Source organism: Thauera sp. ZXT1-4, from assembly GCF_052598215.2.
Map to the genome: position 1 here is coordinate 1 of NZ_JBQWSN020000056.1, position 6,424 is coordinate 6,424.

General features: G+C 59.5%; 10 protein-coding genes. 3 read left to right on the top strand and 7 right to left on the bottom strand.

Annotation, left to right across the window (positions count from 1 at the left end):
* The first annotated feature begins 171 nt into the window (after positions 1 to 171).
* Positions 172 to 357: an AbrB/MazE/SpoVT family DNA-binding domain-containing protein gene (locus ACUH78_RS18455; protein WP_020686161.1), complete on the top strand. Its 186-nt coding sequence runs from the start codon at positions 172 to 174 to the stop codon at positions 355 to 357.
* Positions 358 to 573: 216 nt separating this feature from the next.
* Here the strand turns inward: ACUH78_RS18455 and relB are convergent, their stop codons facing one another.
* Entirely contained in the window at positions 574 to 867 is a 294-nt protein-coding gene (relB, locus tag ACUH78_RS18460) for a type II toxin-antitoxin system RelB family anti-toxin (RefSeq protein WP_445334358.1), read from the bottom strand.
* 83 nt (positions 868 to 950) lie between these two features.
* Here relB and ACUH78_RS18465 point away from each other — a divergent pair, with 83 nt between their 5' ends.
* Both ACUH78_RS18465 and ACUH78_RS18470 read left to right on the top strand, forming a co-directional pair.
* Positions 951 to 1,340 (top strand): hypothetical protein, encoded by a 390-nt coding sequence (locus tag ACUH78_RS18465; RefSeq protein WP_445334359.1) that lies wholly within the window; start codon positions 951 to 953, stop codon positions 1,338 to 1,340.
* A 147-nt stretch (positions 1,341 to 1,487) separates the two neighbouring features.
* Positions 1,488 to 1,760: a hypothetical protein gene (locus ACUH78_RS18470; RefSeq protein WP_445334360.1), complete on the top strand. Its 273-nt coding sequence runs from the start codon at positions 1,488 to 1,490 to the stop codon at positions 1,758 to 1,760.
* A 306-nt stretch (positions 1,761 to 2,066) separates the two neighbouring features.
* On the opposite strand, the gene hxsC is transcribed toward ACUH78_RS18470, so the two are convergent.
* The 6 genes from hxsC to ACUH78_RS18500 form a co-directional block, all read right to left on the bottom strand.
* Positions 2,067 to 3,236, bottom strand: coding sequence for a His-Xaa-Ser system radical SAM maturase HxsC (gene hxsC, locus ACUH78_RS18475; protein WP_445334361.1), 1,170 nt, complete (start codon positions 3,234 to 3,236; stop codon positions 2,067 to 2,069).
* A 5-nt stretch (positions 3,237 to 3,241) separates the two neighbouring features.
* The gene (gene hxsB / locus ACUH78_RS18480; RefSeq protein ID WP_445334362.1) at positions 3,242 to 4,747 is read right to left on the bottom strand and encodes a His-Xaa-Ser system radical SAM maturase HxsB; all 1,506 of its coding nucleotides are present in this window, start codon (positions 4,745 to 4,747) and stop codon (positions 3,242 to 3,244) included.
* 17 nt (positions 4,748 to 4,764) lie between these two features.
* Positions 4,765 to 4,998, bottom strand: coding sequence for a hypothetical protein (locus ACUH78_RS18485; protein ID WP_445334363.1), 234 nt, complete (start codon positions 4,996 to 4,998; stop codon positions 4,765 to 4,767).
* A gap of 1 nt (position 4,999) precedes the next feature.
* On the bottom strand, positions 5,000 to 5,308 hold the full coding sequence (gene hxsD, locus ACUH78_RS18490) for a His-Xaa-Ser system protein HxsD (protein WP_445334364.1): 309 nt from the start codon (positions 5,306 to 5,308) through the stop codon (positions 5,000 to 5,002).
* Between the two features lie 75 nt (positions 5,309 to 5,383).
* Positions 5,384 to 5,668 (bottom strand): hypothetical protein, encoded by a 285-nt coding sequence (locus ACUH78_RS18495; RefSeq protein ID WP_445334365.1) that lies wholly within the window; start codon positions 5,666 to 5,668, stop codon positions 5,384 to 5,386.
* Positions 5,669 to 5,693: 25 nt separating this feature from the next.
* Positions 5,694 to 5,966, bottom strand: a complete 273-nt coding sequence (locus ACUH78_RS18500) for a hypothetical protein (RefSeq protein WP_445334366.1) — start codon at positions 5,964 to 5,966, stop codon at positions 5,694 to 5,696.
* Positions 5,967 to 6,424: the final 458 nt, after the last annotated feature.

Below are 6,424 nucleotides of genomic sequence, written 5' to 3' on the forward strand. Positions count from 1 at the left end.
ATCACGCCCTCTTCGGGCTGGGCGTCGGCTATACCGATGCGCACCTGCTGGCAGCTACCAAGCTATCACCGGGTACCCGGCTCTGGACGCGCGATCGGCGCCTGAGCGCAGCCAGTATTCGTTTGGGCTTCGCCTATGCGTTGCCCCATTGATTGGCAGAATGGAACAAGCATGCACACGACCAACCAACACAAGGTCGGAATGGCCGTCAAAAATGACCGTCTGACGATCGAACCGACAGCTCAGCCGCTTTATACCCTCGATGAGCTGCTCGCTCAGTGCAACGCTTCAGCCGAAATTTCGACAGAGGATCGGGAGTGGCTTGATGCTCATCCGATCGGCGGTGAGCTGTCCTGATCAGTCGGGGAACAGGTGGAGAGCGTGAGAACTGTCGGAAACGTACGGCTCGCCCAGTCAGCGTTCAACCTTCTGGCGGGTCTTCCCGTATCGTGCGGCCAGTGACGCCTTCTGGGTCGCTTACGGCCTCAGTCCCGCCGTGTGTCTGCATCGACGTCATCCGACTGCAGTGCTTCAGAAGCACCACTGCATTCAGCGTTGGCTACCCATAGCCGGTTAACGGCTTGGGTGGAGAGGTTCATTTTTCAGTTGTTCTGCACCACGCAGTAAAGACGAGGCAGATACGCCCAGTGCGTCCGCAATGCCGAACAACGTACTGATCGTCACGATTGTTTCTCCGCGTTCGACGCGGCCGATCACGTTTCGGTGTAGCAGGGCTGCTTCGGCAAGCTTCTCTTGAGAGATCCCCGCTTGAAGGCGTGCATCCCGGACGGCAAGGCCGAGTGCTGCGATTCGCTGGTCTTGTTGTGTAAGTGGTTTTTGCGCCATCCGTGCAGTGTCAGAGTGCACGCGTGCATGTTCTACACCTCAAAATGTGCTACCTTTAAAGGTACATTAGGGCCTAGAATGTTGTGCTGTTTGTGGAGGTGGAAATGAACGAGAGACCTGAGCGCTTGAGTGGCGGAGAGCTGGAGTACGCCTTTTTGAAGGCCTGTGGGATCGACGTAGTCGGCTCACCGCAAGGCCCGTTCGCGATCTATAACAATGGCTCTTTGTGCATTTCTCGATGGGCGATGAGCAACACGGGCTTCGAAAAGGTCGAATGGACCAGCTGGCAAGATGAAACCGTACTCTTGCCCTTCCAGCTGGCGGCCGATGTCAGGGCAGACCTCGTCTGGAAAGGGCATGAACTGACCTGCAAAATTGACGATGTCGTTGTTCAAGGCCGTAGCTACCCGGAGGCAGTGATGCGAGGCCTTGTGGCGTATCACACAAAAAGGAAGACCTTGCCAGCAGGTCGGCCGGCTGCTGCTGGCCGCTGACGAGCGCACCCACAGGCACTGCCCGGTTGGTGGTATCCCCCCGTGGCTTGGAGGTATGGAGCACCCCTGTGGGTAGACCACAGCCACCGGCTTGATCGTCGTTTGCTTCGAAGCGATACTGATTCGGGACTCACGGAGAGGGCAATCATGACAAAAGTCTTCACTGTCTCGTTCTCGGACAATGAGACGACGCCGGAGCACATCGAGGCGAGGTCCGCCGAGTTGGGCATCACGCCCGAGATGCTGATCCGACGCGCCCTTGCGGCGCATCTCGGGGAGTACAGACTTCAGGAGGTTCCGCCTGGGACGAAGGCCAAGAGCATCACGGACTTTCTGATGCACTCGGGCGTACTCAAACCTGGCACGGGGCAGGATGAGCTATGCCTGAGATCAAAGTCCCCGAGACAGGGGGCGTTGTAATACGTGCTTTGGACGAAACGGCGTCGACTGTCCAATGTCTCGCACAGCGCGATGGAAGCCTGGAAGGTCCCGCGGGGAAGGAACGGCTGGATCCGACCCGTTGCGGTCATTCCGCACCTCGGCGGATCAACGGCAGGTATCTGAGTGGAGCAGTCGCCCAACGTGACTGCATAGGGACAGTAGCTCGGCCACGGCTGACGGTGGCTGGGCTGGCCGCGTCAGGCAGGAATGGTAAAGATTCCTGCCGCTCGGCAATCAATCGCGAAGCTAGCCTGGCGCGGGCGGGACGTCCCGCCCGTGGTTGTCCTATTGCCGCTGGATGCCCCGGCTATGCCGTTCCTTTGACGATGCGAAGAGCCCGGCACACTCGGCCCTCAGCGTGCATCCATCGCATTCTTCCAGGTACAGATTCTTGTAGTCGGAAATGCTCTGCCGGGCGAAGGCCCGCACGGGTTTGGGAACGACACACAGCGGCAAGTTGTAAATCGAGACCTGCATTTCGCGATAGTGCATGCGCCGCACGGCCTCGGTGAGTTCGTCCGCGTAGTCGAGCGGATCGATCCATAGCTCGTCCCAGTTCTTCTTCACGTACCCCATGTTTTCCAAGCCCATCAGGGCAACATGGCTCACGAAGGGCAGGTTCCGGTAGATGAAGTCCATGAGGGGCACGAGCCGGGGGATCGTCTGCATGTGTAGCACAACGCGGATCTCAACGCGAAGCCGGTACCGCGCGGCGTTATAGAGCCCCGCCATGGTCTCGGCGAATGCACCCTTGGCCTGCACGATCCAGTCGTGGATGGACGGCGTATCGGCGTAGAGCGGGATTGCCACGAGGAAGTCGTTGGGGACCACCGCCGCGAGCTTGCGCACAAGCGCCGGATCCGAAAAGGTCCTGCCATTGGTCAGCATCGTGAGCGCAACAGAAGGGAAGCGCTGCTTGATCTCGTCGAGGATGCGCACCAAGCCGTCACCGAGGAGTGTCGGTTCGCCCCCGGTGATCCCAAAGCTCTCCGGCGGCGAAGGGATCAGATCGAGTAGCCGCAAGTGCTCATCGATCAACGACGGGATGTCATCATCCGCAGGTGGCTGCGAACACATCAAGCAGTTGCTGTTGCATTGCCCGGTCGCGAAGATCGCATTGAAGCGCGATTCCGGACGATAGAGCGTATGCGTAAAGCCGTTCGGTGAGACGGCAATGATGCTGTTCGGGCTAACCGTGGCGAGCTCCGACAAGCCGGACAACACCGGCACTCCCAATCCATCGGGGACGAGGTGTTCGGCGCCGTCCTCAACCAGGATCGCGGCAAAGCCGGCGGCGTCATTCGCGCCGACGGCGGGATCCGATTTACGCACCAACAGGAATTCATCGGCGCGCTGTGCAGCGGCCTGAGGCGAGAAGACGATCCGGCCGAGCCGGCGCTCTGTAATGCCCGTTGTGTGGCTCGCCTTGCGGCGCAGGGTAATGATCTGTTCCATGAGAGTCAGTCCGGCAGTTTGAGCCGTTGTACGTCGTCGCGGTTCACCCATGCCCACAAGATCCGCCGCAGGTCATCGTCGGCGCCGTCGACCAAGCGCATCAGGTGCTCGATCACCTGCTTGTTACGTCGGCAAAAGCTTCCCGGCGCCGGGCGGATACCGAACGGGTCACCCTGGGTGCGGTAATTGCGCACCGGATCCGCGCCACAGAAAGGCTGGTAGGCGCAGTCGGAACAGCCGGGCAGCGATTCGGAGCATGCCGAAGCAGCGAGCGTCTGCATCGTCTCGCCGAAAAAGATGTCGTCGTAGCTGTCTTCGAGAACACTTCCGAGGCGGAAGGTCGGGTCGCCAGACTCGGCGAGCATGCGCGCCTCATCGGAGACATAGACGTCGCCTTCGTAGTTGTACACGCAGACACCGAAGCCGGCCCCAGCGGGCGACTGGAGATCCACGAAACCGATCGTCCAGGGGGTCAGGGCCTTGGTGAGCACCATCGAGGCGAACGATTCCGAGAAGGTCCGACCGTCGCGATTGATCTGGATAATGTAGTCCAGCACCTGCTTGTAGAAGGCAAAAAATTCGTCCGAGGAATAAGCAAGCGCCCCGGCGCTCTTGATGGCGAAACCGTATGGGTTCAGCTCGCGCACGAAGAGGGACCCCATGTCCATGCGCAAGTATTCGTCCACGATTTCCTTCGGGTATTTGAGGCTTGCCCGCGTCGTGGTCATGAGCGCAGAGACCGAGTGCTTCCCGAGGGCTTCCTGAGCCCGACGAATATTGCGCGTGACGGCCTCGTGCGTTGGCTTGCCATTACCGAACGGTCGGTTCTTGTCGTGGAGGTATTGAGGCCCATCGAGCGACGTCGAGATGATGACACCTTCGTCGCGGCACCAGTCGAGGTGCTTATCCTCCAAGATCGACAGGTTCGTGCACAGCACGAAATCGATCTGCTTGCCGATGTTCGCATTGAGCGCTTTGGCGCGTGAAACTGCTTCCTGCAAGAGATCGAACCGCACGAGCGGCTCACCGCCCTGGAACTCCATTGTGACGCGATCGGTGGGGGCCGCGAGCATGAAGCGAATGGAACGGTCGAGCACCTCCGGCGACATGTCGAAAGCACCGCGGTCGGCAGCCTCGCCCTGCCTCGACACCTGGCAGTAGGGGCACGACTGGTTGCAGCGCAGTGTCGTGACGAAGATGTGGAGCTTCGTGAAGCCGTCGAGAAACGACTTCTTCGTGAACCACTTTGAGGCCAGAACGTCTTCACCCCAGGAACCAGAACTGTCGCGCAGCATCTGGCGCGCAAGCAGGTCCATGTACGGGGGAGAAGAGGGGGGCAGGCTGCCGCCCACGAACTGGGAAAACTGATCCGGTGTGAGAATCAGGTGCTCGCCTGCATTGTTCGTCAGGAACGCTCGACCATCTGGCCAGCGTTGAAACCTGAAGGGCATGAGCTTGTAGCCCCCTGAAGGCTGAAACGCTTCCAGGGGTTCAAATTGGGTATTGGCCATGGGAAGTGCTCAAGGCCTCATTCGGCCTGAAGGTGCAACTCCGCAGCTTTATCCAGCGCGTAATTCAGAAAACTCAGCAGAACTTCGCGGCTGTCGGCTGCGTGCTTGGACAGGACCGAGATCGTCAGCCGCGCACAGTCGCCTGCTAGCGGCTCCACCCTGACGGTGCAGTAGTCCTTGTAGGCGGCGCGAGCATCACTGATCGCTTTGCGCGGATACAGCGCATGGTCGATGACACGAACGATGTCCATATCACGCGATCTCGGCTAGATCGAGGTGGCCTCGGCCTGCGCCAAATGCCTTGGTGAGCAGGACATCGCGCTCAGCGCTGGTTTCCCGCAGGACGATCTGGCGTGTCTGCTGGTCGATCAGCGCATTGCAGAACTCACGGGCCACCGTTTCAAGGTCGGTCGCATCCGGTTTCTTGGGACGCAGCTCTGCGTAGATGCGCCCAGCGTCCTTGTCCTGGGTGAGGTACAAAAACGCCCGTTCCGTGCCCCAGTAAGCAGTCTTGAAGATCGCTGCTCGGTCAAACAGACTCGCGTCGATTTCGACTACCACGAATTGCCCGAGCTCATCGAGCTTCCAGGAAAAACCAGCCCCCGCAGGGGCTGAAGGCGAAACATCACGCATCAGTTAGTACCGACTCGAAAAGTGCGACTGGTGAGACTGGTGCGAGGCATGCGAATAATGGGACGAATGCGAATAGTGATAGCCCGGCAGGGTTTCCGGAGCGGCGCTCAGCAAAACCGGCGAAGACGCGGAAACCGTCGTTTGGGCGGCACTCGCGTCGCTCGGCATCGTGCCGGTGGCGAGAGCCACGGTGGCGGCAAGCGCAACACCCAGGACGGCTTTGCGGACCTTCTCGGTCTTCGATAGAACGGACGCGAGGCCCTTCTTCACCTTCGGCAGGAAATTCATGTTGACCTCCAAAGTTGGCGCGAACTCAGTACCGACTTGAGTAATGCGAGCGGTGGGAATAATGCGACCGATGGGAGTAGTGCGACCGATGGCCGAAAAAGTCTTTCGAGCTGCCTTCATCCACGGCGGTTTGCAGCAGAAGCGGGGCCGATACGTGCAGTTCGTCCGCAGCGGACACGGGCGCCGGACTTGCCAATGTGATCGCTGCACATGACACCGCAACCTTGACGCCAGTCCGGGTCACTTTTTCCAGCTTCGACAGGCACAGCCCGATCTTCTTGACGACCTTGGGATACATGGCGCCCCTCCACCATGAAATAATTAGTAATACTGTACCTCATCGCATGCCGGACGTCATTAGAGCAGTAGTCAGGCATGCCGGTCACCGCAAACCATGCACACGTCGTTGACGAAGCGGCCTCTTGTCGGCCTGCGTCAACCGGGCACTCACGCGAAGCAACAGTGATGCATCACTTGCCGAAGTAGGTCATCCGGCAGGTTTCAGAGCCAAGTAGACCTTTGAGTGACGGCTTCAAAGAACAGCAGATGGACCGCTCTTGGCCGCTGTCTGCCATGAGTGGTCTGGCGACGAGGTCGTTTAGGGGCATGGCGCGGCGTGATTAGACAAAATGAACCATTTTGTCTAATGTCCAGACCCCACCCCCAGCAACGGCGCGGCTTTGCGCCGCGTTTTTTCGCCAAACATTGGACAAAACGATGAACGACCGCAAACACCTCACCGCGCGCGAGGTCGAG